General features: G+C 72.2%; 24 protein-coding genes. 12 read left to right on the top strand and 12 right to left on the bottom strand.

Annotation, left to right across the window (positions count from 1 at the left end; translation table 11 throughout):
- Positions 1-210 precede the first annotated feature (210 nt).
- The 5 genes from CRYAR_RS08720 to CRYAR_RS08700 all read right to left on the bottom strand — a co-directional run bounded on the left by CRYAR_RS08720 (position 211) and on the right by CRYAR_RS08700 (position 3,068).
- Positions 211-1,176 (bottom strand): DNA polymerase domain-containing protein, encoded by a 966-nt coding sequence (locus tag CRYAR_RS08720; protein WP_035849711.1) that lies wholly within the window; start codon positions 1,174-1,176, stop codon positions 211-213.
- The gene (locus tag CRYAR_RS08715) at positions 1,169-1,642 is read right to left on the bottom strand and encodes a gluconokinase, GntK/IdnK-type (protein WP_035861403.1); all 474 of its coding nucleotides are present in this window, start codon (positions 1,640-1,642) and stop codon (positions 1,169-1,171) included. Before CRYAR_RS08715 ends, CRYAR_RS08720 begins: the two co-directional genes overlap by 8 nt.
- Positions 1,643-1,674: 32 nt before the next feature.
- The gene (locus tag CRYAR_RS08710; RefSeq protein WP_035849708.1) at positions 1,675-2,106 is read right to left on the bottom strand and encodes a VOC family protein; all 432 of its coding nucleotides are present in this window, start codon (positions 2,104-2,106) and stop codon (positions 1,675-1,677) included.
- Positions 2,107-2,115: 9 nt separating this feature from the next.
- Complete coding sequence (locus CRYAR_RS08705) at positions 2,116-2,556, bottom strand: helix-turn-helix transcriptional regulator (protein WP_035849706.1); 441 nt, start codon at positions 2,554-2,556, stop codon at positions 2,116-2,118.
- A gap of 74 nt (positions 2,557-2,630) precedes the next feature.
- On the bottom strand, positions 2,631-3,068 hold the full coding sequence (locus CRYAR_RS08700; protein ID WP_035849704.1) for an HNH endonuclease: 438 nt from the start codon (positions 3,066-3,068) through the stop codon (positions 2,631-2,633).
- Between the two features lie 105 nt (positions 3,069-3,173).
- Here CRYAR_RS08700 and CRYAR_RS08695 point away from each other — a divergent pair, with 105 nt between their 5' ends.
- Positions 3,174-3,623, top strand: a complete 450-nt coding sequence (locus CRYAR_RS08695; protein ID WP_035849702.1) for a PaaI family thioesterase — start codon at positions 3,174-3,176, stop codon at positions 3,621-3,623.
- Between the two features lie 67 nt (positions 3,624-3,690).
- Positions 3,691-4,521, top strand: a complete 831-nt coding sequence (locus tag CRYAR_RS08690) for an FHA domain-containing protein (protein ID WP_035849700.1) — start codon at positions 3,691-3,693, stop codon at positions 4,519-4,521.
- A 40-nt stretch (positions 4,522-4,561) separates the two neighbouring features.
- Here CRYAR_RS08690 and fusA read toward each other — a convergent pair whose 3' ends face one another.
- Entirely contained in the window at positions 4,562-6,502 is a 1,941-nt protein-coding gene (gene fusA / locus CRYAR_RS08685; protein ID WP_051569941.1) for an elongation factor G, read from the bottom strand.
- 237 nt (positions 6,503-6,739) lie between these two features.
- On the opposite strand from fusA, the gene CRYAR_RS08680 reads away from it, so the two are divergent.
- Complete coding sequence (locus tag CRYAR_RS08680) at positions 6,740-7,324, top strand: TIGR03086 family metal-binding protein (RefSeq protein ID WP_035849696.1); 585 nt, start codon at positions 6,740-6,742, stop codon at positions 7,322-7,324.
- Here the strand turns inward: CRYAR_RS08680 and CRYAR_RS08675 are convergent.
- Positions 7,313-9,019: a glycosyltransferase 87 family protein gene (locus CRYAR_RS08675; RefSeq protein WP_157017506.1), complete on the bottom strand. Its 1,707-nt coding sequence runs from the start codon at positions 9,017-9,019 to the stop codon at positions 7,313-7,315. The two genes, CRYAR_RS08680 and CRYAR_RS08675, sit on opposite strands and share 12 nt — an antisense overlap.
- 199 nt (positions 9,020-9,218) lie before the next feature.
- Between CRYAR_RS08675 and zwf the strand changes: the two genes are divergently transcribed.
- A complete protein-coding gene (gene zwf, locus CRYAR_RS08670) occupies positions 9,219-10,718 on the top strand; it encodes a glucose-6-phosphate dehydrogenase (protein ID WP_035849692.1) in 1,500 nt (499 codons plus the stop codon).
- Between the two features lie 22 nt (positions 10,719-10,740).
- On the opposite strand, the gene CRYAR_RS08665 is transcribed toward zwf, so the two are convergent.
- Entirely contained in the window at positions 10,741-11,238 is a 498-nt protein-coding gene (locus CRYAR_RS08665; protein ID WP_035849690.1) for a metallophosphoesterase family protein, read from the bottom strand.
- Between the two features lie 16 nt (positions 11,239-11,254).
- Between CRYAR_RS08665 and CRYAR_RS08660 the strand changes: the two genes are divergently transcribed.
- The gene (locus CRYAR_RS08660; protein ID WP_035849688.1) at positions 11,255-12,163 is read left to right on the top strand and encodes an NAD-dependent epimerase/dehydratase family protein; all 909 of its coding nucleotides are present in this window, start codon (positions 11,255-11,257) and stop codon (positions 12,161-12,163) included.
- A 45-nt stretch (positions 12,164-12,208) separates the two neighbouring features.
- Here the strand turns inward: CRYAR_RS08660 and CRYAR_RS08655 are convergent, their stop codons facing one another.
- A complete protein-coding gene (locus CRYAR_RS08655; protein WP_035849686.1) occupies positions 12,209-13,003 on the bottom strand; it encodes an SAM-dependent methyltransferase in 795 nt (264 codons plus the stop codon).
- A gap of 53 nt (positions 13,004-13,056) precedes the next feature.
- Between CRYAR_RS08655 and CRYAR_RS08650 the strand changes: the two genes are divergently transcribed.
- Genes CRYAR_RS08650 through CRYAR_RS08635 form a run of 4 tightly spaced genes read left to right on the top strand, consistent with a single transcriptional unit; the run spans position 13,057 to position 15,830 of the window.
- Positions 13,057-13,644, top strand: coding sequence for an NUDIX hydrolase (locus CRYAR_RS08650; RefSeq protein ID WP_035849684.1), 588 nt, complete (start codon positions 13,057-13,059; stop codon positions 13,642-13,644).
- A gap of 10 nt (positions 13,645-13,654) precedes the next feature.
- Complete coding sequence (locus CRYAR_RS08645) at positions 13,655-13,972, top strand: YciI family protein (RefSeq protein ID WP_035849681.1); 318 nt, start codon at positions 13,655-13,657, stop codon at positions 13,970-13,972.
- Positions 13,969-15,189, top strand: coding sequence for an RNA polymerase sigma factor (locus tag CRYAR_RS08640; protein ID WP_035849679.1), 1,221 nt, complete (start codon positions 13,969-13,971; stop codon positions 15,187-15,189). The genes CRYAR_RS08645 and CRYAR_RS08640 overlap by 4 nt, the downstream gene beginning before the upstream one ends.
- Before the next feature lie 29 nt (positions 15,190-15,218).
- Complete coding sequence (locus CRYAR_RS08635; RefSeq protein ID WP_035849677.1) at positions 15,219-15,830, top strand: maleylpyruvate isomerase family mycothiol-dependent enzyme; 612 nt, start codon at positions 15,219-15,221, stop codon at positions 15,828-15,830.
- Here the strand turns inward: CRYAR_RS08635 and CRYAR_RS48530 are convergent.
- The 3 genes from CRYAR_RS48530 to CRYAR_RS08620 form a co-directional block, all read right to left on the bottom strand.
- On the bottom strand, positions 15,827-16,825 hold the full coding sequence (locus CRYAR_RS48530; RefSeq protein WP_211247342.1) for a DUF1707 SHOCT-like domain-containing protein: 999 nt from the start codon (positions 16,823-16,825) through the stop codon (positions 15,827-15,829). The genes CRYAR_RS08635 and CRYAR_RS48530 overlap by 4 nt on opposite strands.
- An 88-nt stretch (positions 16,826-16,913) precedes the next feature.
- On the bottom strand, positions 16,914-18,101 hold the full coding sequence (gene dinB, locus CRYAR_RS08625) for a DNA polymerase IV (RefSeq protein ID WP_035849673.1): 1,188 nt from the start codon (positions 18,099-18,101) through the stop codon (positions 16,914-16,916).
- Positions 18,102-18,131: 30 nt separating this feature from the next.
- Positions 18,132-19,004 (bottom strand): LLM class flavin-dependent oxidoreductase, encoded by an 873-nt coding sequence (locus tag CRYAR_RS08620; protein ID WP_035849669.1) that lies wholly within the window; start codon positions 19,002-19,004, stop codon positions 18,132-18,134.
- 91 nt (positions 19,005-19,095) lie between these two features.
- On the opposite strand from CRYAR_RS08620, the gene CRYAR_RS08615 reads away from it, so the two are divergent.
- From CRYAR_RS08615 to CRYAR_RS08605, 3 genes are all read left to right on the top strand, one after another.
- Positions 19,096-19,947: a TIGR03620 family F420-dependent LLM class oxidoreductase gene (locus CRYAR_RS08615; RefSeq protein WP_035849666.1), complete on the top strand. Its 852-nt coding sequence runs from the start codon at positions 19,096-19,098 to the stop codon at positions 19,945-19,947.
- 85 nt (positions 19,948-20,032) lie between these two features.
- Positions 20,033-20,401 carry a hypothetical protein gene (locus CRYAR_RS08610; RefSeq protein ID WP_035849663.1) on the top strand — a complete coding sequence of 123 codons (369 nt, stop codon included), beginning with the start codon at positions 20,033-20,035 and terminating at the stop codon, positions 20,399-20,401.
- Positions 20,402-20,420: 19 nt separating this feature from the next.
- Positions 20,421-22,736, top strand: coding sequence for an alpha-1,6-glucosidase domain-containing protein (locus CRYAR_RS08605; protein ID WP_051569940.1), 2,316 nt, complete (start codon positions 20,421-20,423; stop codon positions 22,734-22,736).
- Position 22,737: the final 1 nt, after the last annotated feature.

Below are 22,737 nucleotides of genomic sequence, written 5' to 3'. Positions count from 1 at the left end.
CCCGTACGGCGTCCCTGCAGCAGCAGCACCGCTCCGGCACCCCTGAAGCGGGCGCGTCCGTTCGATTACGCCGAGCGATGAACGATGGTGACAACCCGGCGTGGACGCTCGCCCTGGCCGAGCACGCCCGACAATCCTCACCACCGACCGCCGGACGCGGTCGGCCCGTCCCCCCGCGAGCGTCCCGGCTCCAACCCCGGACCCGCCCGCTCAGACGCCCGGCTCAGCACCTTTCTCAGCCGCTCGTTTGCGGCGCTTCCCCTCGTGCATTGCCTGCACGCGGGCGATCGGGATCGTGTGTCCCTCGGCGATCAGATCCGCCGGCAACGCCTGCGGCGCGGGCATCGCCTCGGCCCACGGATCCAGTTCACCCAACCGGCCCACAGCAGTGCGTAGCGTGAAATCGCCCGGCGTCACCGATTCCAGCTCGTCCCACGCGACCGGGAACGACACCGGGACACCCGGCCGGATCCGCGGGCTGTACACGGCCACCACGGTCGCGCCGCCGGCCCGGGTGGAGTCGAGGAACACCTTGTCGCCGCGGTCCTCGCGGATGAACGCGGTCGTGGCCAGCGACGGGTCGAGCCGGGCGGCCCGGGCCGCCAGCGCCCTGGTCGCGGCGGCCACGTCCTCGGGCCCGGACGAACCGTCGAGCGGGACGAAGATGTGCAGCCCTTTCGCCCCGCTGGTCTTCACGGCCCCGGTCAGCCCGAGGTCCTCCAGCGCACGGCGGACGAGGAGCCCGGCCGCCGCCGCGACACCGAACGGCCGCCCTTCCGGGGGGTCGATGTCCATGATCAGGTGCGTCGGGGTGTGCCACTGCCCGGCACGCACCAGCGCCGGGTGGTACTCGATGGCCCGCTGGTTGGCCAACCAGAGCAGGGTACGGCGGTCGTTGGCCAGCGCGTACGAGATCTGCCGGTGCGACGACTCGGCCCAGTGCTCGACCGTCGGCACCCACTCCGGCGTGTACTTCGGAACGTTCTTCTGCATGAACGGCTGCTGGCCCGGCCGCACCCGGATCACCGAGAGGGGCCGGTCGCGCAGGTGCGTGATCATCCGCTCGTGCAGGGCGTCGACGTACTCGACCAGGTCGCGCTTCGTCGCGTCGGCGCCGTCGAAGAGCGGCTGGTCGAGGTTGGTCAGGGAAACCCCGTCGAGCTCCATGTCAGCCATTCAAGCGGCGCAGGGCGTCTTCCACGATCTCTTCGGGCGTCTGCGTGCCGTCGATCGGCGCTCCGGCCTCGTCGGCCACGAGCGGTTCGAGCGTGGCGAACTGCGAGTCGACGAGCGTCGCCGGCATGAAGTGGCCCTTGCGCTCGGAGACCCGCTTGACGATCGTGTCGCGATCGACGTCGACGTGCAGGAACCAGACGTCCGGAGCGCCCTGCCGCAACCGGTCCCGGTAGCTGCGCTTGAGCGAGGAGCACGGGATCACGCCGCCCTCGGCGGCGTGATCGGCGAGCCAGTCGGCGATCTTGGCCAGCCAGGGCCACCGGTCCTCGTCGGTCAACGGGTGACCGGCGGTCATCTTGTCGATGTTGGCCTGTGGATGCAGGTCGTCACCTTCGGCGAAGTCGACGCCCAACCGTTCGGCGAGGAGCTTCCCGACCGTGCTCTTCCCACAGCCCGTCACGCCCATGACCACCACAAGGTTCCGCACGGAACAGGAAGTTACCCGAAGTCGGCCGGGCTGAACGCCTTGTGTTCGACGAGCACCATCCAGTTGCCGGAGTTGTCGCGGGCGACGGCCTCGACGCCGTAGGGCCGTTCCTCGGGCTCCTGGATGAACTCGACGCCCTTCGCGCGCAGGTCATCGTAGGTCTTGCGGCAGTCGTCGACGTTCAGGCCGAGGCCGTGCATGCCGCCCTCGTCGAGAGCGCGGTTGATCGCCGCCACCATCTCGGGTGAGTGCGGCGGACCGGGCACCGTGAGGTGGACGGCGAGCTCGGGCTGGCTCGGGTGGCTGACCGTGCACCACCGGTAGGAGCCGTCGGCGAGCGTGATGTCAGCGTTCTCCACGAAACCCAGCACGTCGAGGTAGAAGGCTTTGGACGCGTCGACGTCCTTCACGAATACGCTGGTGATGGCGATGTTTGTGATCATGGGACCAGGCTAGGAGCCGTCGGCGTCCGGGCGCTTCTCCTGGCTTGCGGAGGTCTCGGCCAGCCCCCACATGAAGACGAAACACCCCGGGATGTGGGGTGCGCCGGTGGCCGCCCAGCGGCGCTGGAACTCGCTCGGCGTCTCCCCCACGATCTCCCGGAACCGGCTGGAGAACGATCCGAGGCTGGCGAAGCCGACCGCGGCGCACACCTCGGTGACCGTGAGGTTCGTGGCGCGCAGCAGGTCTTGAGCGCGTTCGACGCGGCGGCGGGAGACGTACGCGGCCGGCGTGATGCCGTACGTGGCGGCGAACATCCGCGCGAAGTAGTACTTGCTCAGGCCCGCCACCGCCGCGAGCCTCTCGAGGTCGAGAGGCTCGCGGTAGTGCCGGTCGGCGTGGTCCCGGGCTCGGCGAAGGTGCACGAGCAGGTCACCGGGGGCGCGGGTCACATCGGAAGAGCCTAGGCCGTGCCCCGCGATTCGTGCTCGGCTACGGCGTAGGGCCCCACCCCTCCGGGGGCCCGTCAGATCCCGAGTGCGGCCCAGGTGGGCGCGGCCGGCGCGAACCGCAGCGGCATCCGGGCCTCGGCCGGGGTCCGATCGCCCTTGCGGTGGTTGCACGGCCCGCAGGCCGCGACCGTGTTCGCCCAGCTGTTGGCACCACCGCGCGAGCGCGGCAGGACGTGGTCGACGGTGGACGCCGGACGTCCGCAGTACGCGCAGCACCGGCGGTCACGCACCAGCACACCCGGACGCGACCAGCCCGGACCGCGGCTGTGCCGCCAGCGCGTCACCACGTAGGTGACCAGCCGCACCACCCGGGGCGCCGGGTAGCTTCCCACCAGCCGACCGGGATGCGATTCGTGCACCTCGGCGACTCTGCGGACCAGCATCCGCACGGCGTGCCGGAAGCTGACCCGGTGGAGCGGGCCGAGATCGGCGTTCAGAACGAGGACGTCCACCGGGTCTCCTTCCGTGGGATCCGAAAAGTCCTTTAAATGAAGGGCTGTCGGAAACCACGGTAAGCAGCGGGAACACCCGCGACAATTCAATTACCGTCGTCTTTCATGACCGAGAGCATCCAGGAACGCCTCTATCCCGACCTTCCGTGCTTCGGGTGCGGCCACGGGAACGACAGGGGCCTCAAACTGCGCAGTTATCCGGCCGACGGATACGTCACCGCTCAGTTCACGCCCTGGCTCGAGCACGACAACGGTCTCGGATTCCTCAACGGCGGAATCATTTCGACGGTGCTCGACTGCCACAGCGCCGCGGCGGTGATGCTCGAGGCGGAGCGGCAAGGGTGGCCGCCGCTGCCGGGCGTGCCGCTGTCGTACGTGACGGCCGGGCTCGACGTGCGCTACCTGCGGCCGGCGCCGCTGAAGGAGACCGTCGAGCTGCGCGCGGTCGTCACGTCGGCCACCGAACCGCAGATCACGGCGGACGTCGAACTGATCTGGGACGGCAAGGTCCGCGCCACCGCCGCCGCGCTCTGGAAGCGCTGGCGCCCCCGCTGACCACACTGGGTGATTTCCCACTTGCCTCCGAAGCGCAAAATGGGGGAACACCTGTGGGGGGTTGATCATGGGAGAGGATCCCGTATTAGCGGTTTGGTACTTCTATGAACCGGACGAAGTCCGGACGTTCGCCCGGGACGGCGACCGGATCACGTTCGGACGCGACGACGAGTGCGACCTGATCATTTTCTCCGCGATCAACGGAGAGTCACTATCCCGGGTCGCCGGGACGATCTGGCGGATGGAGGGGGAACTCTGGGTCCGCAACCTGTCCGACAAACACGAGCTGTGGATCACCCAGCCGGGGATGCCGCCGCTACCGCCGTTGCCACCGCGGGATCCGGCGCGCCGCGACCCGGGCGCGGCGCAGTCGGTCCCCGGTGAGCTCGCCTACGTCCACGGGCCGGACGGATGTGTGCTCGTCGTGGCCCAGCAACGCGCCGAGCCCGCGTTGCCCGCGGTGCGGGACGACCGGCCGACGACCACGATGCCGCCCGTTCCCCCGGAGCTGCGGCCGGTCGCGGCGGCGCTCTGCGAGCCGCTGATCCGCGGGCGCCGGTTGCCGGCCTCCTACGAGGAGGTGCACCGGCGATTGCCGGGCCGGACCCGCAACCAGATCCGCGACCACGTCCGGCGGCTCTGCGAGCTGTACCTCACCGAGCTCCCGGAACTGCGTGACCGCGTCGCGGCCCGCAAACAGCTGGAGGAGCGGGAGCTCGGGTTGCCGGCCGCGCCGACCACCGTCCACAAAGGCATTCGGGTCTTCGCGCCGGTGCCCGGCCCCGACGACGAGGCGCAACGACGGCGGGAGCTGACGCTGCCGGACTACTACGAGGTCGCGCACCTGCTGGTGCGCCGCCGAACGGTGACCACCGAGGATCTCCGCTTGCTCCGGTGACGGAAGGCCGGGGCGTCGCGAGGACGCCCCGGCCACCACCTCACGCCGCGGGTGCGTAACCGTTCGGGCGGGACGTGAACGTGCCCCGGCCCTGGCTCCGGCTACGCAGCTTCGTCGCGTACCCGAACAGCTCGGCCAGCGGAACGACCGCGGTCACCACGATCGTGCTGCCCCGGGCCACCGAGTCCACGACCCGCCCCCGCCTCGCGGCGAGGTCCCCGAGTACGCCGCCGACGGCATCGGCGGGCACCGTCACGGTCATCTCGACGACGGGTTCGAGCACGGACACGACGCACGCGCGCAGCGCGGCACGCAGACCGCGTTCGGCCGCCGTTCGGAACGCGAGCTCCGACGAGTCCTTGGCGTGCGTTGCGCCGTCGACCAGCCGGACCCGGACGCCGATCACCGGCGACCCACCGACCGGTCCCTCGGCCAGCGCGTCCCGGCAGCCGGCCTCGACCGCCCGGACGTACTCCCGTGGCACGGCGCCGCCGACGACCGCCGACTCGAACGAGAAACCGTCCGCACCCGGCTCGACGTCGAACGTCACCACCGCGAACTGTCCGGCGCCGCCGTCCTGCTTGACGTGCCGGTAGGTGAACCCGGACACCCCGGTCACCACCGTCTCGCGATGGGCTACCCGCGGCCGCCCGACACCGAGCGACAGCCCCGAATCGCGGCGGATCTTCTCCACCGCGACCTCGAGGTGGAGCTCCCCCATCCCGGACAGCAGCGTCTGGCCGGTCTCGCGATCGGTACGGACACGCAGCGCCGGGTCCTCGGCGACCAGCCGCGACAGTGCGGTGGCCAGCCGTTGCGTGTCGGCGCCCCGGCGGGCTTCGACCGCCACCGAGACGACCGGGTCGACCGACGCCGCCGGTTCGAGCAGCCGCGGAGCGTCCGGCGCGCACAGCGTCGCCCCGGTCGCGGCGGCTTTCGGACCGACGAGCGCGACGATGTCCCCGGCGGCCGCGCGCGGCACCTCGGTGTGCCGGTCGGCCTGCACACGCAGGATCCGGCCGACCCGTTCGGTGCGTCCGGTTGCGGCGTCCAGCACGGTGTCTCCCTTCTCCAGCGTCCCGGAGTAGATCCGGACGTGCGTGAGCCGGCCGGTCGCGGTGACCGCGACCTTGAACACGAGCGCGGCCAGCGGTGCCGCCGCCTCTCCGGACGGCGAGGGCAGGTAGGCGACGATCGCGTCGAGCAGCGGCTCGATGCCCCGGTTGCGGTACGCGGACCCACCGAGCACGACCACGCCCGCTCCGGCGCGGGTCAGGTCGCGCAGCGCGGCGACGAGCGTCGCGTCGGACACGTCCGGGAACTCCGCGAGCGCGGCCGGATGCCGCTCGGCGACGGTTTCGACGAGCTGGCGCCGCCGGGCCGCCGCGTCCGCGAGCAGCCCGTCCGGCACCGGTCCGACGACCGGCCCGTCCTCCTCGGGCCAGCGCACCGCACGCATCGCGACGAGGTCGACCACACCGGCGAACCCGTCCTCGCGTCCGATCGGCAGCTGGACGACGAGCGGCACCGCGTCGAGCTTCGTCCGGATCGACTCGACCGTCGCGTCGAAGTCCGCGCCGGCCCGGTCGAGCTTGTTGACGAACGCGATCCGCGGCACGCCGTACCGATCGGCCTGCCGCCAGACCGATTCGCTCTGCGGCTCCACCCCGGCGACCCCGTCGAACACCGCGACCGCGCCGTCGAGCACGCGTAGCGCCCGTTCCACCTCGACCGCGAAGTCGACGTGGCCCGGCGTGTCGATGAGCGTCAGCCGGTGGTCGTTCCAGACGCAGCTGACCGCGGCGGAGAAGATGGTGATCCCGCGGTCGCGCTCCTGGGGGTCGAAGTCGGTGACGGTGGTTCCGTCGTGCACTTCCCCGCGTTTGTGGGTGGTTCCGGTCGCATAGAGGATCCGTTCGGTGATCGTGGTCTTGCCGGCGTCGACGTGGGCGAGAATGCCGAGATTTCGGACGGTGCGCATGGTGAAGGGCCTTCGATGGCTGGGCTCCGTGAACTGCGCAATGTGGACGCCCGGCGAGCGGGCGTGACGGCGTCAGCCGCGCGGCTGGAACGCCGGAAGGGCCGGAGACACGAGGATCACGTCGAACGGCGACCGGAGGACGGCACGCGTGGACACAGCGGGCTCCTCTCGTTCGTCGGAATTTCGACCACCTCGAGGGTAGCTCCCGGCGCCAGCGGATTTGTGCCAAGGTGACGCATGGTCACCGACTTGCGTCCCGCCACCGACATCCTGGCCGGTCTCGTCCGCGACGTCCGCGACGACCAGCTCGGCGAGCGGACGCCGTCCGGCGGCATCCCGATCGCCGAGCTGCTGGTTCACCTCGACTCACTGGCCGGCGCGTTCACCGACGCGGCCACCAAGACCGGTCTCGGCACGTCGGGCCCGCCGCCCGCTCCGGACTCGTCGCAGCTCGGCGACGACTGGCGCGATCGGATCCCCGCTCGGCTGGTGGCCCTCGGCGACGCCTGGGCCGCCCCGGAGGCCTGGACCGGCGCCACCCGCGCCGGTGGTCTCGACCTGCCGGGCGACCAGGCCGGGGCGGTCGCGCTCAACGAGGTGCTCGTGCACGGATGGGACCTGGCCGTCGCGCTCGGCCGCCGCTATCCCGGCGACGACCCCGCCCTGGCCGACGCGGTGGGGAGCGCCTACGCCTGGGTGAGCGCCACCGTCGAGGGCAGCCCGGACGGCATCCCCGGGCTCTTCGGCCCACGCGTGCGGGTCGCGGCCGACGCGCCGCCCTTCGACCAGCTCGTCGCGGCCACCGGCCGACTACCGCGGTGATCGACGCTCGCTGACCGCTGCGCTCCGGCGAACCTCGCCGCGGCCGGGCACGGCCGGTTCGAGCTCGCGATCGGAGCGGGACCGCACCAGCAGGGGCAGGAACAGCACGGTCGCCACCGCGGTGAGGCCCTGGGCGTCGATCACCAGATGCCAGAAGGCCGGGTGGGCGGTACCCGCGCGCAGGCCGGACGCGCCGATCGAGGGCAGGCTCACGGTGAGCACCACCGCCCAGGCGAGCGACAACCAGTACCGGCGCGCCGCCACCAGGGCCGCGAGCGGCAGCACGAACCACACCAGGTGATGCACCCAGGAGGTCGGGGACACCGCGACCGACAAGGCGGCCAGCACCCCCACCGCACCCAGGCGATTTCCGCTGAGCTCCAACCGCCACGCGCCGTACGTCCCGATGACGACGAGCACCAGCGCCGACGCGAGCCAGAGCAGCGGCACTTCCGGCAGGCCGCTGCGCAGCAGCATCCCGCGTACCGACTGGTTGCCGACCACGTCGTTGGCGCCGAACCGGTCGCTGTCCCAGAGCGCGCGCCAGAGGTACTCCTCCGCGCTCGGCCAGAGCAGCAGCAGCCCCGCGACCGTGGCGGCGACCGATACGCCGACGGCCCAGCAGAACGCCCGCCACTGCCGGGTGACGAGCAGCCACGGCCCGTACACCGCGGGCGTCAGCTTCACCGCGATCGCGACGCCGAGCCCTCCGCCCCGACGACGGTGTGCGCGCAGCAGGTCGGCGGCCACCAGCAGCACCAGGAACAGCCCGACCTGCCCGAACCGCAGATGGCTGCGGACCGGCGCCGAGACCAGCAGCACCGCGAGCGTCACCGGCAACCCGATCCGCTCGACGACCGGCCGCATCCCGATCCGCGCTACCCCCACCAGCGCGGCCAGCGACGCCACCGCCCAGAGCACCTGCAGCAGCCCCAGCGGCACCCGCGACAGCGGCTCGCTGAGCAGGGCCGCGAACGGCGGGTAGGTGAACGGCATGTCGAACACCGTGCGGAACTCGTAGACGTCGGACCCGGTCCCGGCGAACGAACCCGCGCCGTAGTAGACGAGCAGGTCCTTCATGCGGTCGTCGCCGGGCACCGTGAACAGCGGAACCACCGGTACCGACACCGCGAAGGCCGGCAGCGCCCACGCCCACCGCGAGGACGTCAGCCGCGGGCTCGGGGCGACGTCGGGAACCACCACCCAGCGGCTCACCACCAGGGCGAGAACCCCGAACGCCCACCCGGCGACGACGTCGCTCAGCCAGTGCACCTCCAGCGCCACGCGGCTGAGCCCGACGACGAGCGCCACGATCGCGACCAGCAGGTAACCGACACGGCGCCGGAACTCCCGCGCGAGAAGGCCCCAGCCCAGCACCGCGGCCATCGCGTGGCCGGACGAGAACGACACCGTGCCGCCGCCGGGGCCAGGGCGGGCCAGCGTCACGAACGTGACCGCCTCCAGCGTCTGCGCGGCCGCGAGGATCACGATCGGCAGCACCGCGCTCCGCCACGACGCCCCGCCGGCTCGGCGCCCGAACGCCACCAGGACCAGCACCGGGTACAGCACCGCGCCCGAGCCGAGCTGGGTCACCAGCGCGGCCGGTCCGTCGCCCCGGGACAGCGCGCGTGCCGCGGCGAGGTCCGGGCCCAGCGGCGCCCCGGAGACGGCCAGCGCCGTCGTGACGAGCAACACGGCGACGCTCCCCAGAAATGTCGCCCCGGGTAGCGTCCGAACGAAGGTCAGGAGGGCCGGCACGGGAAGCAGCCTCCCAGGCGGTTCGGTGCGGTGTTCAACCGAACGCGCCAGTCGTCCGTGGTTCACAACGCAGGAATACGTTCAACGCACCTATCGATTGCATCGATAAAGACCACGCCGGAGAGGTTCAAAGACGATGGACATCGGTCCGCACTACTCGAACGACCGGAGCGCGCCGCCGTCGACGCTGGTGATCTTCGGTGCGTCGGGTGACCTGACTCGGCGCAAGCTGATCCCTGCGGTCGCGAGCCTGGCTCGTCACGGGCGGTTGCCGCAGGAGTTCGCGCTGGTGGGCGTCGCGCGGACGCCGATGAGCGACGAGCAGTTCCAGGAGTCGATCCTCGGCGGCAACGGGCTCGGTGACCTGCAGCAACTGGCCGGCGGCGGGCTGCGCTACGTCTCCGGCGGCTACGACGACCCGGAGACGTACAAGACCCTCGCGACGCTGCTCGACGAGCTCGACCAGCAGCGCGGCACCCGTGGCAACCACCTGTTCTACCTCTCGACGCCGCCGCAGGCGTTCAGCCCGATCATCAACGGGCTGGCGCTCGCCGGCCTCAACCGGGCGCGCACCGAGGAGGGCTTCTCCCGGCTCGTCATCGAGAAGCCGTACGGCAGCGACCTGAACAGCGCCCGGCAGCTCGACGCGACCGTGCACAGCGCGTTCGAGGAGCCCCAGGTCTTCCGCATCGACCACTACCTGGGCAAGGACACCGTCCAGAACGTCCTCGCGCTGCGGTTCGCGAACTCGATCTTCCAGCCCATCTGGGACCGGTCCTGGGTCGACTCGGTGCAGATCACGGTGGCCGAGACGCTCGGCGTCGGCACCCGGGGCAGCTTCTACGAGACCGCGGGCGCGATGCGTGACATCGTCCAGAACCACGTGCTCCAGGTGCTCGCGCTGGCCCTGATGGAGCCGCCGGCCTCGTTCGGCGCCGAGGCGCTGCGCAACGAGAAGGTCAAGCTGCTCCAGGCGATCCGGCTGCCCACCGACCGGGACGTCGCCGACGTGGCGGTTCGCGGTCAGTACACCCGGGGCGGCACCCGCGAGGAGCTGATGGCCGGTTACCGCGACGAGCAGGGCGTCGACCCGCTCTCGCGGACCGAGACCTACGCCGCGCTCCGGCTCGACGTCGACAACTGGCGCTGGGCGGGCGTGCCGTTCTACGTCCGCACCGGCAAGCGGCTACCGGCCCGGGTCACCGAGGTCGCGCTCACGTTCCAACGTCCCCCGCACCTGCCGATCCCCGGCAACCAGCTCACCGAGCTCGAAGCCGACGCGCTGATCCTGCGCATCCAGCCCAACGAGGGCATCTCGCTGCGGTTCGGCGCGAAGGTGCCGGGCCACTCGTTCCGGGTGCGTACCGCGAGCATGGACTTCTCGTACGACCAGACGTTCCAGGAGGAGTCGCCGGAGGCCTACGAGCGGCTGATCCTGGACGCCCTGCTCGGCGACGCGACGCTGTTCATCCGGACGGACGAGGTCGAGCAGTGCTGGCGCATCGTCGACCCGATCATCGAGCACTGGGCGAACGACAAGAGCCCGATCCCGACGTACGAGGCGGCGTCCTGGGGGCCGTCGGACGCCGATCGCCTGATCGGGCGGCACGGACGCGCCTGGCGCAACCCGGCCTGATCCGGTGGGCCGCCCGGGGTGCTCACCGCTCGACGCGGTGCAGGTCGATCGCGGTGAGCACCCCGTCCTCGACGCGCGCGGTCAGGAACGTCGCGTAGGGCTGCCGACGCCGGTCGGTGGGTGAGCCGGGGTTGAGCAGGCGCAGGCCGTTCGGCGCGGTGGTGTCCCACGGGATGTGCGAGTGCCCGAAAACGAGCACGTCGGTGTCGGGGTAGGCCGCCGCGCACCGGCGTTCCCGGCCGGCCGCCGCCCCCGTCTCGTGCACCACCGCGAGGCGCAGGCCGTCGAGCGTGAGCCGGGCGACCTCGGGCAGCCGTGCCCGCAACGCCGGTCCGTCGTTGTTGCCGTACACACCGACGAGCCGCGCGCTCCGTTCCCCGAGCGTGTCCAGGAGCCTGGCATCCACCCAGTCGCCCGCGTGAATCACCAGGTCAGCGTCGTCGACGGCGGCCCAGAGAGCGGACGGAAGGTCCCGGGCGCGTTTCGGCACGTGCGTATCGGCCATGATCACGAGGCGCATTCCTAGGGGGTAACACATGAGGATTCTGGTAACCGGCGCACGAGGCAAAGTCGGCGCCGCCGCGGTCGCCGCGCTCGTCGCCGCAGGGCACGACGTCACCGCGTCGGACCTGACGCCACCGAGCTTCAACCGACCGGCTCCGGACGCCGCTCCGGTCGACCGCGTGCCGTACGTGACCGCCGACCTCGGCGCCGCCGGCGACGCGTACGCGCTGGTCGGGGGCATCAGCGCGGGCGAGGGACCGAAGGGCGGCCGCTACGACGCTGTGGTCCACGCCGCCGCGATCCCGGCGCCCGGCAGCCACGCGCCCGCCACGGTCTTCACCAACAACATCGGCGCCCTGTTCAACGTCGTCGAGGCCTGCGTGCGCTGGGGCGTGCCCCGCCTGGTGAACATCTCCAGCGAGACCGCCACCGGCTTCCACTTCGCCGAGCGTCCGGCCTACCCGCGGTACCTGCCGCTGGACGAAGAGCACCCGTGCACACCGCACGACCCGTACGGGCTCTCGAAGTTCTTCGGCGAGCAGCTGTGCGACGCGGCCGTGCAGCGCTCCGACGTCAAGATCCTGTCGCTGCGCCCCACCTGGGTGCAGAACGACGCCAGCTACCCGCTCAACCTCGGTCCGATGCTCGAGGACCCGGACGCACAGAGCCTCACCGGCTGGTCCTACGTCGACGCCGACGACCTCGGCGACGCGATCGTGCTGGCCGCGGAGTCCGACGTCCCCGGTCACGAGGTGCTCTACATCGCAGCCGCGGACACGATCGGCGGCCGGGACCTGCACGCGACCTGGCGCGCGGTGTACCCGGATGCGCCGACGGAACTGCGTCCGGTCACGCGCCCCGACGCCAGCGGGATCGACTGCGCCAAGGCCGAACGGCTCCTCGGCTGGCGTCCGAAGCGAAGCTGGCGCGACAAGTTCTAGGCCGGCGGCCGGCGGCCGGGTCCGGATCCGCGGGACACGGCCCACCTAGCGCCTGGCGACGGCTCCGTAGCCGGGTGCCTGCTCCCCCGGGGTGTCGGCGGGGACGCGGTCCAGCGCGTCCGGCCGCCACCGGTGGGTGAGCGTCACGCCCGGCTCCACCAGCTCCAGGCCGTCGAAGAACCGCGTGAACTCGTCCTTGGTCCGGGCACGCAGCGTCATGCCCTGCGCCTTGTACATCGCCTCGGTCTTCTTCGTCTCCTCGGGCTGGAACTCGCCGGTGAGGTGCGACATCGCGAGGTACGAACCCGGCGGTAGAGCGTCCACCAGACGCCGGACCACCCCGTAGGCGTCGTCCTCGTCGTCCAGGAAGTGGCCGATCGCGAGCAGCAGCAGCGCCACCGGCCGGTGGAAGTCGAGGGTCACCCGCGCGTGGGCGAGGATCGTCTCCGGGTCGCGGATGTCGGCGTCGACGTAGCTGGTGGTGCCGCCGACGAGCAGCGCGCGGGCGTGCACGAGAACGATCGGGTCGTTGTCGACGTACACCACGCGCGCGGCCGGGTTGACGCTCTGCGCGACCTCGTGGACGTTCGGCGACGTGGGCAGCCCGGTGCCGACGTCGAGGAACTGGTCGATGCCCACCTCGCCGGCCAGGAACGTGACGACCCGGCGCAGGTAGTCGCGGTTCGCGAGCGGGCCGATCTCCCCGGCGGGGTTGGCCCGGATCGCGTCGGCGACCTGGCGGTCGGCGGCGAAGTTGTCCTTGCCGCCGAGCAACGCGTCGTACACCCGGGCCGGATGCGGCGTGCCGGTGTCCAGCTGCGCGCTGGTGTCAGCATCCATGGTCGAGCAGAGTATCCGACTGTCCACTTCGGTTGACGTAGTGTCTAGACATCATGGATGTGGACGCGATTCTCCTGAACGTTCGCGCCTTTCGCCCCACTTCCCTCCCGTCCGAGGGGCTGCGCCGCGCCGCCGTGGCGCTGGCGATCGCCGGGGACCGGCCGGCCATCTGGCTCACCCGCCGCACCTCGGAACTCCGCGCCCACCCGGGCCAGTTCGCGTTGCCCGGCGGCCGGTTCGACCCGGGCGAGGACGCGGTGGACGCCGCGCTGCGCGAGCTCGGCGAGGAGCTGGGCGTGTTCGCGGACCGGTCGACCTGCATCGGCACGCTCGACGACTACGCCACCCGGTCGGGGTACGTGATCACCCCGGTCGTCCTCGCGCTCGGCGTGGTTCCGCCGCCGGTGCCGAACCCGGCCGAGGTCGCCGAGCTGTACACGATCCCGCTGGCCGACCTCGACGTCGAACCGCGCTACCTGCGGATCCCCGAGTCCGACGATCCGGTGATCCAGCTGCCGCTGGTGGGTAGCTTGATCCACGCGCCGACGGCCGCGGTGCTCTACCAGTTCCGCGAAGTGGCGCTGCACGGACGCCCCACCTCGGTGGCGCACCTCGAACAGCCGGTCTTCGCCTGGCGATAGGTGGTCGAAAATGAAGTACGTCCTGCTGATCGCCGGCGACGAGACCGCCGCCGGGCACGCGAACGACGGGTGCGGCGGTTGGGACGCCGAGATGCTCGCCCGCGGTGTGCTCGTCGGCGGCGCCGGCCTGCACCCGCCGATGGACGCGACCACCGTCCGCGTCCGCGAGGGCGAGACGCTGCTGACCGACGGGCCGTTCGCGGAGAGCCGCGAACAGATCGGCGGGTTCTGCCTGATCGAGTGCGCCGACCTGGACGAGGCGCTCGAGATCGCCGCGAAACACCCTGCGGCCACGTACGGCTCCATCGAGGTGCGGCCGCTCCTGTGACCGCGGACGCCGTCGAGCGCGCGTTCCGCGAGGAGTGGGGGCAGATCGTCGCCACGCTCATCCGGGTGACCGGGGACTGGGAGCTCGCCCAAGAGGCCGCGCAGGACGCGTTCGCGCAGGCGCTGGCGCGGTGGCCCGCCGAGGGGGTGCCGCGCAACCCCGGCGCGTGGCTCACCACGACCGCCCGCAACCGCGCGATCGACCGGTTGCGGCGGGAGGCCGTCGGAGCGACCAAGCTCCGCGAACTGGCGCGGGAACCGGTCGACGAACCGGCCGGGTACGACGTGGCCGACGACCGGCTCCGACTGATGTTCACCTGCTGTCATCCCGCGCTCGCCCTCGACGCCCGGGTGGCGCTGACGTTGCGGACGCTCGCGGGCCTGTCGGTGCCGGAGATCGCGCGGGCCTTCCTCACCTCGGAGGCCGCGCTGGCCAAGCGTCTGGTCCGCGCGCGGCAGAAGATCAAGCACGCCGGTATCCCGTACCGCGTGCCGCCCGCGCATCTCCTGCCGTCGCGGACGCCGGCCGTGCTCGCGGTGCTGTACCTGCTGTTCACCGAGGGCTACGCGGCCACCGCGGGGACCGAACTCGTGCGCCGCCCGCTGACCGGCGAGGCGATCCGGCTGGCCCGGCTGCTGCGCGACCTGATGCCCGACGAACCCGAGGCCGCCGGCCTGCTGGCCCTGATGCTCTTCCACGATTCCCGCTCGTCGGCGCGGGTCGACGCCGACGGCGAGCTGGTGCCGCTGGACGAACAGGACCGCTCCACCTGGGACGCCGCCGGGATCGCCGAAGCCGAACGCCTTCTCGAGACCGCCGGTGGCTCCGGGCCGTACGTCATCCAGGCGGCGATCGCGGCGTGCCACGCGACGGCGCCGACCGCGGCGGACACGGACTGGCGGCAGATCGCGGTGCTCTACGGGGCGCTGCGCGAACAGGTGCCCTCGCCGGTCGTCGCGCTCAACCAGGCGGTCGCGGTCGGCATGGCCTACGGTCCGCGGGTCGGGCTCGCGCTCCTCGACGACCTCGGCGACGCGCTCGCGGACTACCCGCTCCACCCGGCCGTCCGCGCCGACTTCCTCCGGCGTCTGGGCCGCACGACCGAAGCCGCCGACGCCTACCGCGAGGCGATCCGGAAGGCCGCGACCGAACCGGAGCGGAAATTTCTCCGGCGGCGCCTGTCCTCGGTGGGCGGTGGCCGTTCGTCGGTGGGGTGAAGACCGCACTCCGAAAGGATGTCCCCCCGATGATCCGCACCCTCATCGCCGCGCAGCGAGTACAGCTCGCCGACACGCTCACGTCGCTCCCCGAAGCGAGCTGGGACGCCCCGACGCTCTGCGACGGCTGGCGCGTCCGCGAGGTGATCGCGCACGTCGCGATGGAGTTCCGCTACCCCGCCGGCCGGTTTTTCTGGCACTTCGCGCTGGCGGGCTTCAACTTCCACCGGCTGAACGACCGCCGCGCGGCCGCCGACGCCGCCGCGCTCTCCAGCGCCGAGCTGACCGCGTCGATCCGCGACAACGTCCACCACCCGTGGAAGCCACCGGGCACCGGGTACCCGACGACGCTCACGCACGAGACCGTGCACGCGCTCGACGTCATGGTGCCGCTCGGCGTGGACTGGCCCGTGCCGGAACCGACGGTGCGCGCGGTGCTGGACGCCTGGGACGTCGAGCACGGCCAGAAGTACTTCGGCGTCGACCTGACCGGCGTCCGGCTGTGCGCCGACGACCTGGACTGGAGCGTCGGCGACGGCGAACCGCTCTCCGGCCACGCCACCGACCTGCTCCTGGTGCTGGCCGGCCGGAAGGTCCCCGCCGGTCACCTGACCGGTGCTTCCGCGCCCCGGTTCAGTTAGTCGTCGAGGTCGCGGCGGTTTCGCTTGTCGGCTTTGAGGCGCTTGCGTTCCAGGCGGCGGCGTTCGATCTCGGCCTTCGGAGGCTTGCGCTTCACGTCGACGCCGCCCCAGAACGACAGGCCCGTGACGATGATGACCGGGGCGCCGGGTACGCCGGGCCCGGTCGCGTTGTCGTCGAAACCGCCCATGATGCCGATGCCGTTGACGTGCACGGTCGCGTTCTCCGGCACGGTGATCTCGATGCCGCCCATGATCGCCACCGCGCGGATCGTCACCGTGGAGCTGGTGAACACGGCTTCCCGGAGGTCCACCTCGCCGCCGCCCCAGAAGGCGATGCACTCGAACTTCTCGGGCACGGTCCATGGACCGGAGCGCTTGAAGCCGCTCATCACCGCGGCCGCCCAGGTGGAGGGCGGGAGCACCGGGTGCGCGGCGGTGTTCGTGGTCGGTTCCGGGGTGAACTCCGCGCGCGGCATCGGGATGTCCCGGGTGAGCGGGATCAGCTCACCGTAGGTGCGGGCCGAGTAGACCTGCGCGAGGCGGGCGTCGAGTTCGTGGAGGTCGATGCGGCCTTCGGTGGCGGCCTCGTGCAGGGCCGCGGCCACCCGTTCCCGGTCCGTGTTGGACGCACGCATGTCCATCCGCCCCGGCGCCCCGGCGCCCGGGCCCGACGTGGGCGCCGGGGGAACCGCCGCCTCCGCGCCCGGCGCCGACGGAGCGGTGGCCGATTCCGGGAAGGCCGGGGCCGGCGGAGCCAACGGCTCGGCCGCCAGCGGCTCGAAGGCGGGCGCCGGCGCCGCCTGCGGCTCCGGGGCAGCGGGCGGAGCTGACGCCTCGGGAGCGGCGGGAGCCGACGGCTCGGGAGCGGCGAACGACGACGAGGCTACCGGTGCCTGCGGGGCTTCGGGCGGCGGGGCGGGTGATACCGGTGCCGAGAGCCGGCCGGAGGCCGGGTCGGTATCCGGGCGCGAGGTGGGTTCCGGAAGCGTGGCCACACACTGAGAATAGGCCCGAGCACAACGGATTCCCCGCCGAGCCCGCGATTCGTCCCCGACCCGCCGGACCGGACGCCGAAGACGCAGCTCAGTCCGGCAGCAGCGGAACCGCAACGCCCTCGCCGCGCCCCAGCAGCGTGGCCCGCGTGACCGCGGACGAGCCGAACCGCTCCCGCACCGCGTCGAGCGCGGAGTCCAGCCCACCGTCGTCGGGGCCCTCCAGCGGCAGCAGCAGCTGCTCCCCCTGCGAGTCGAGGTTGCCGACCGCGACCCCGATCAGCGTGATACCCCGCTCGGTGATCAGCGGCAGCGCGGCCGCGAGCAGATCACGCGCGGCGCCGAGCAACACCGCCGTCGCCGACGTCGGCCGGGTGAGCGTGTGCGACCGGGTAGCGCGGGTGTAGTCGTCGAAGCGCAGCCGCAACGTCACCGTGCGCCCGGACCGCGACGCTTTCCGCATCCGGCGACCCACCCGGTCGACCAGCCCCGCCAGCGCGGCCTCCAGATCCGGCGTGCCGTGCGGCCCCCGCCCGAGCGCCCGCTGCGCGCCCATCGAACGCCGCCGACGCCCCACGACCACCGGCCGCGGATCACGGTTGTGCGCCAGCGCGTGCAGGTGCCGCCCGGCATGCTGCCCGAGCACCGACACGAGGTACGCCTCGCCGAGCCGCGCCACCTGCCCGACCGTGACGATGCGCCGCGCCCGCAGCTTCGCCGACGTCACCGTCCCGACGCCCCAGAGCCGCTCCACCGGCAACTCGTGCAGGAACGCCAGCTCGGTGCCGGACTCCACGACGAGCAACCCGTCGGGCTTCGCGACGCCGCTCGCGACCTTCGCGAGGAACTTGGTGCGCGCGACCCCGACCGTGATCGCGAGCCCGACCCGCTCGCGTACCGCGACACGCAGCCGGGCCGCGATGTCGGCCGGCGAACCGCTCACTTTGCGCAAGCCCCCGACGTCGAGGAACGCCTCGTCGATCGAGAGGCCCTCGACCAGCGGGGTGGTGTCGCGGAACACCTCGAACACCGCTCGGCTGGCCTCGCTGTAGGCGCTCATCCGCGGCGGGACGACGATCGCCTGCGGGCACAGCGCCCGCGCCATCCGCCCGCCCATCGCGGTACGGACGCCGCAGGCCTTCGCCTCGTAACTGGCGGCGAGAACGACCCCGCCGCCGACGATCACCGGGCGCCCACGCAGGCGCGGATCATCCCGCTGCTCGACCGACGCGTAGAACGCGTCGAGATCGGCATGCAGGATGCTCGCCTCCGAGGACACCCAGCGATCATCGCACAGACGTTCGAAGAATCATCCAACCAGCGGACGAACTTCCTGCGCCACGAAGCGGACGTACCCTTCCAGGTCGGGCTCGTCGGCGGGCGGCTGGAAGATCATCGTGTCCGCGCCGGCCCCGGCGAACTTGGCCGCCTCGGCCGCGAACGCCTCGGCGCCGCCGGCCACCCCGAGCCCCGACGCCGGGTCGTACTTCCAGTAGTCGAGCTCGGCCTGCAGCCGGGCCTCGGCATCCGGACCGGTCACCGCCACGCCCATGTACACGATCGAGTGGGGGTCGGTGCGACCGGCCGCGGCCCGCCCCTCGCCGATCATCGCGACCGCCTCCCGCACGTCGGAGACCGTCTTCTGGCTGTCGAGGATCGTGCCGTCGGCGTGCTCGCCGGCCAGCCGCAGGGTCTTCGGCCCGACCGCACCGACCAGGATCGGCGGCGCCTGCTCCGGCGGGTAGTCGAGCTTGACCTTGTCCAGCTTCACGTACCGGCCGGAAACGCTGAGCTCCTCACCCCGCAGCAGCGCGCGCATCGCGTCGACGTTCTCGCGGAGCAGGGTCAACGGCGAGGCCGCCCGTGCGCCGACCTGGCCCATCCAGTCCTGGACGCCGTGACCGAAGCCCGGCAGGAAGCGGCCGGGGAACATCCGCTCGAGGGTGGCCACCTCCAGCGTGGCCAGGACCGGGTTACGGAACGGGACGGGCATCAGGCCGATGCCGACACGCAGCCGCTCGGTCGCCGACAGCGCCGCCGCGGCTCCGGCGATACCGCTCTGCCAGAAGCAGTCCTCCCAGAGCCAGAGCTCTTCGAGGCCGGCGTCGTCCGCCGCACGGGCCACCGCGCGCAGCCGCTCCGGGGGTACTTGAGGACGGAAAACGACGCCAAGTGTTGTCATGCCCCGTTCCTACCTCGCGGCGCAACCCGTTTGCTAACCGGGGACTGTCTCCGTATCTTAACCGGAGACATTCCCCGTTTAGGAGGCGACCGTGATCGGCGTCTGGCTGGCCCCCGCTCCGTTCCTCACTTCGACGATCGCCGAGCAGCGGACGGCGTTCGCGCGAATCGAGGAGCTCGGTTACCACTCGCTCTGGACCGGCGAACCCGCCCCGGCCGCGGCCACGGTCGCGCCGGCCAGGGAGATCTTCAGCCACCATGCGATCGCCCTCGCCGCGACCGACCGGCTGGTCGTCGGCAGCGGCATCGCGAACGTCGCGGCCCGTGGTCCGGCGACGATGCGCGGTGCCGCCGCCACACTGGCCGAGGCCTTCCCCGGCCGGTACGTGCTCGGCCTCGGCGGCGCGGCCGGTCCGAGCGCGCTCCGGGCCTACCTCGACGAGTTCGACGCCGTTCCGCTGCTGCCGGACGTCCGGTACCCCCGGGTGCTCGCGGCGCTCGGGCCGAAAGCTCTCGGGCTGGCCGCCGAGCGCGCGGACGGGGTCCACCCGTTCCTGCAACCGGTGGCGCACACCCGGGTCGCCCGGGACGCGGTCGGGCCCGGAGCGCTCGTGGTACCGCACCAGGCCGCGGTGCTGGAGACCGACCCGGACGCCGCCCGCGCCCGCCTCCGCGCGGTGTTCGGGCGGATGCCGGCCGCGGACAATCCGTACGTCCGCAGCTACCGGCGGCTCGGGTACGGCGACGACGACCTCGTGGCCGGATACAGCGACCGGCTGGTCGACGACCTGCTCGCCTGGGGCGACGAGGCCGCGATCGCCGCGCGGCTGCACGCGCACCGGGAAGCGGGCGCCGACGAGGTGCTCGTGCAGCCGTTCGCCGAGTCGCTTTCCGACGTCCTCCGGGTACTCGAACGCCTGGCCGGGGAACTGTTCGGGCGGTGACACCCCCGAGGTCGGCGGAGGGACGGACCGGCGCCGGGACGGAACGCAGGCTGGAAAGCACCCCGTTCCGGTCCTTGGAGAAGCCATGAACGACCAGTCCGCCCTCGCGGCCGCGCTGATGTACAAGCGGCGCGACCACAAACCCACCTACGTGCTCTGGGCCGCGGCCCTCGTCGGCCTGCAGGCGATGGTGTTCGCACTGTCGGCGCTCCTGCACGTCACCGAGCGCGATTCGGCCACCGCCGCGACGCTCGGCCTCGGTGTGGTCGGCGCCGCGCTGATCGCCGCCGGGCTGCTCCGCGGCAACCGGGTCGCGTACGTCATGGCCGCGGCGTACGCGCTCGTCGGCGCAGTGCTGGCAGCCGTGTTCGACCACCGTCCGTCGGTCGCCGCGATCGCGGTGCTGATCCTGCTCGGCACGACCGGCTCCCGGGAATACTTCTTCCGCCGCTGAACGGGTAGCACCGAGGGTGATGGACGTCGATCTGGCCCGCGCCGCGGCCCGCTGGATCTCCACCGACCGGATCGTCTGGAGACCGGCTGACCGCGTACGCCTGCACACCGCTCCGCGCGGCGGCCTTGCGGTGACCGGCGGCCGCGTCACCGGCGGCACCGGCGTCGACCTGCTCCCCGGCCTGCGGGTGCCCGACCTGCCGGTGCGTGAGCTGCTGACCGGCCAGCTGGTCGTCGCCGCCTACGACGCCGACGACGAACTCGTCGACGCGACCGGCGTGCAGATCGCCGGTGTGCTCGACGACCTGTACGCGGGGGCCGCGACACGCACGCTCGGCCCGGTCTGGCGCGACGGCGTCCCGTCGCTCTCGCTGTGGGCCCCGACCGCGAAGAGCGTCGCCGTCCGGATCGGCGACGGGGTCCACCCGATGCGCCGGGACGGCGACGGCGTCTGGACCGTGACCGGGGAGCCCACGTGGAAGGACCGTGACTACCGGTTCGACGTCGAGGTGTTCGTGCCGGAGACCGGGCGGGTGGAGCACAACCGGGTGACCGATCCGTATTCGATCGGTCTAGCGGTCAACTCGACCCACAGCCGGCTGGTCGACCTCGGTGAGTGGACCGGCACCCCGTCGCCGCCCGGCCCCGACCGGGCGATCTACGAACTACACGTCCGCGACTTCTCGATCGGCGACACGTCGGTGCCGCCCGAGCACCGCGGTACCTACCTCGCGTTCACCCACCCCGACTCGGTCGGCATGACCCACCTGGCCCGGCTGGCGCGCGCCGGGCTCACCACCGTGCACCTGCTGCCGGTGGCGGACTTCTCCTCGGTGGACGACGTGCGCTCGGCCGGACCCGGCGATCTGCACGGTTTCGCTCCCGACGGCGCCGAGCAGCAGGAACGCGTCACCGCGGTGGCCGACGAGGACGGCTTCAACTGGGGCTACGACCCGCTGCACTGGACGGTTCCGGAGGGCTCGTACGCCGTCGATCCCGACGCCCGCACCGCGGAGGTGCGCGCGATGGTCGACGCGCTGCACCGCGTCGGGCTGCGTGTGGTTCTGGACGTCGTCTACAACCACACGGCCACCGCCGGACAGGGTGGCACCAACAACCTCGACCGGATCGTGCCCGGCTACTACCACCGTCTCGACGACACCGGCGTCGTGTACACGTCCACGTGCTGCCCGAACACGGCCACCGAGCACACGATGGCGGGCAAGCTCCTGATCGACTCGGTGCTCACCTGGGCGCGCGCCTACGGCGTCGACGGGTTCCGGTTCGACCTCATGGGCCACCACCCGCGGGCGCTGCTGGTGGAGCTCCGGGAGCGCTACGACGGGCTCCTGTACGGCGAGGGCTGGGATTTCGGCGAGGTCGCCGGCAACGCGCTGTTCGTCAACGCCTCGCAGGCCAACATGGTGGGCACCGGGGTCAGCACGTTCGACGACTCGCTGCGTGACGCCGTCCGGGGCGGTTCCCCGTTCGACGACGACCCGCGCGTCCAGGGCTTCGCCAGCGGTCTGTTCACCGATCCGAACGGGGTGTCGCCGTCGTCCCGGGACCAACTGTCCGCGCTGCAGGACCGGATCCGGAGCGGGCTGACGAACGCCGACGCGGTCACCTACGTCGACGCGCACGATAACCTCACCCTGTACGACGCGCTCACCTACAAGCTGCCGCCGACGACGAGCATGGCCGACCGGATCCGGATGAACACGCTGGCGCTGGCGCTGACCGCGGTCGGGCCGGGGCTGACGTTCTGGCACGCGGGGGTCGAGTCGCTGCGCAGCAAGTCGTTCGACGCCGACAGCTACAACTCCGGCGACTGGTTCAACGTCTACGACCCGACCGGGGTGACACATGGTTTCGGCCGCGGTCTGCCGCCGGCCGCGAAGAACGCCGCGTGGTGGAAGTACGCGCGCCCGCTGCTCGCCGACGCGGCGCTGCGTCCCACCGCCGAGGACGTCGAGGCCGCGACTGCGTCCGCCGAGACGCTGTTGCGGTTGCGTGCGTCGACGCCGCTGTTCCGGCTGCGCGACCCCGGCTCGGTGTCGTTCCCGGCGTCGGCGCCGGGGGTGATCGTGATGATGATCGACGACCGTCCGGGCTCCACCGGGACGGCGCTCGTGGTGGTGTTCAACGCGACGCCGTTCGCGACCACGCAGTTCGTGCCGGCCGCAGCCGGGGCGGACTTCGCGCTGCACCCGGTGCAGGCGTCCGGGCCGGACCCGGTGGTCCGCACCGCGTCGTTCGTGGTCGGCTCGGGCGCGTTCACGGTGCCCGCCCGTACGGCGGCCGTCTTCGTTGCCGACGCCGGTCCGCGCGGCTGAG

It is taken from the genome of Cryptosporangium arvum DSM 44712 (assembly GCF_000585375.1).
GTDB classification, from domain to species: Bacteria; Actinomycetota; Actinomycetes; order Mycobacteriales; family Cryptosporangiaceae; genus Cryptosporangium; species Cryptosporangium arvum.
This window is presented reverse-complemented; position numbering and strand designations above follow the sequence as displayed.

What these genes read in the sequence shown, in the direction of transcription:
- CRYAR_RS08610 (WP_035849663.1), top strand. Translation starts at nt 20,033, where the DNA reads ATGAACGACCAGTCCGCCCTCGCGGCCGCGCTGATGTACAAGCGGCGC.
- CRYAR_RS08710 (WP_035849708.1), bottom strand. Translation starts at nt 2,106, where the DNA reads ATGATCACAAACATCGCCATCACCAGCGTATTCGTGAAGGACGTCGAC.
- CRYAR_RS08620 (WP_035849669.1), bottom strand. Translation starts at nt 19,004, where the DNA reads ATGACAACACTTGGCGTCGTTTTCCGTCCTCAAGTACCCCCGGAGCGG.
- CRYAR_RS08635 (WP_035849677.1), top strand. Translation starts at nt 15,219, where the DNA reads ATGATCCGCACCCTCATCGCCGCGCAGCGAGTACAGCTCGCCGACACG.
- CRYAR_RS08650 (WP_035849684.1), top strand. Translation starts at nt 13,057, where the DNA reads ATGGATGTGGACGCGATTCTCCTGAACGTTCGCGCCTTTCGCCCCACT.
- CRYAR_RS08690 (WP_035849700.1), top strand. Translation starts at nt 3,691, where the DNA reads ATGGGAGAGGATCCCGTATTAGCGGTTTGGTACTTCTATGAACCGGAC.
- zwf (WP_035849692.1), top strand. Translation starts at nt 9,219, where the DNA reads ATGGACATCGGTCCGCACTACTCGAACGACCGGAGCGCGCCGCCGTCG.
- CRYAR_RS08655 (WP_035849686.1), bottom strand. Translation starts at nt 13,003, where the DNA reads ATGGATGCTGACACCAGCGCGCAGCTGGACACCGGCACGCCGCATCCG.
- CRYAR_RS08715 (WP_035861403.1), bottom strand. Translation starts at nt 1,642, where the DNA reads ATGGGCGTGACGGGCTGTGGGAAGAGCACGGTCGGGAAGCTCCTCGCC.
- CRYAR_RS08695 (WP_035849702.1), top strand. Translation starts at nt 3,174, where the DNA reads ATGACCGAGAGCATCCAGGAACGCCTCTATCCCGACCTTCCGTGCTTC.
- CRYAR_RS08665 (WP_035849690.1), bottom strand. Translation starts at nt 11,238, where the DNA reads ATGCGCCTCGTGATCATGGCCGATACGCACGTGCCGAAACGCGCCCGG.
- CRYAR_RS08720 (WP_035849711.1), bottom strand. Translation starts at nt 1,176, where the DNA reads ATGGCTGACATGGAGCTCGACGGGGTTTCCCTGACCAACCTCGACCAG.
- fusA (WP_051569941.1), bottom strand. Translation starts at nt 6,502, where the DNA reads ATGCGCACCGTCCGAAATCTCGGCATTCTCGCCCACGTCGACGCCGGC.
- CRYAR_RS08605 (WP_051569940.1), top strand. Translation starts at nt 20,421, where the DNA reads ATGGACGTCGATCTGGCCCGCGCCGCGGCCCGCTGGATCTCCACCGAC.
- CRYAR_RS08660 (WP_035849688.1), top strand. Translation starts at nt 11,255, where the DNA reads ATGAGGATTCTGGTAACCGGCGCACGAGGCAAAGTCGGCGCCGCCGCG.
- CRYAR_RS08680 (WP_035849696.1), top strand. Translation starts at nt 6,740, where the DNA reads ATGGTCACCGACTTGCGTCCCGCCACCGACATCCTGGCCGGTCTCGTC.
- CRYAR_RS08645 (WP_035849681.1), top strand. Translation starts at nt 13,655, where the DNA reads ATGAAGTACGTCCTGCTGATCGCCGGCGACGAGACCGCCGCCGGGCAC.